The sequence below is a fragment of the Paraburkholderia sp. SIMBA_027 genome (assembly GCF_046535315.1).
Taxonomy (GTDB): domain Bacteria; phylum Pseudomonadota; class Gammaproteobacteria; order Burkholderiales; family Burkholderiaceae; genus Paraburkholderia; species Paraburkholderia tropica.
This window is the reverse complement of record NZ_JAWRWY010001341.1, coordinates 1-246: the sequence shown is the minus strand read 5'-3', so window position 1 is coordinate 246 and position 246 is coordinate 1. Positions and strand designations below refer to the sequence as shown.

1 pseudogene is annotated in these 246 nt (G+C 63.0%); it reads left to right on the top strand.

The annotated features are described in order from the left end of the window. Positions 1 to 246: pseudogene (locus SB764_RS43535) on the top strand (lipoyl synthase); the annotation flags it as partial.

Genomic DNA, 246 nt, shown 5'->3' with positions numbered 1-246 from the left:
CCGCGACGATCTCGCCGATGGCGGCGCTGAACATTTCGAGAAGGTCATCTGGGCGATCCGTGCGGCATCGCCCAACACGACCATCGAAATCCTCACCCCCGACTTCCTGAAGAAGCCCGGCGCGCTGGAGCGGGTCGTCGCCGCCAAGCCCGATGTCTTCAACCACAATATGGAAACCGTCCCGGGCAATTACCTCACGGTTCGCCCCGGTGCGCGCTATTTCCACTCTGTGCGCCTTCTGCAGCG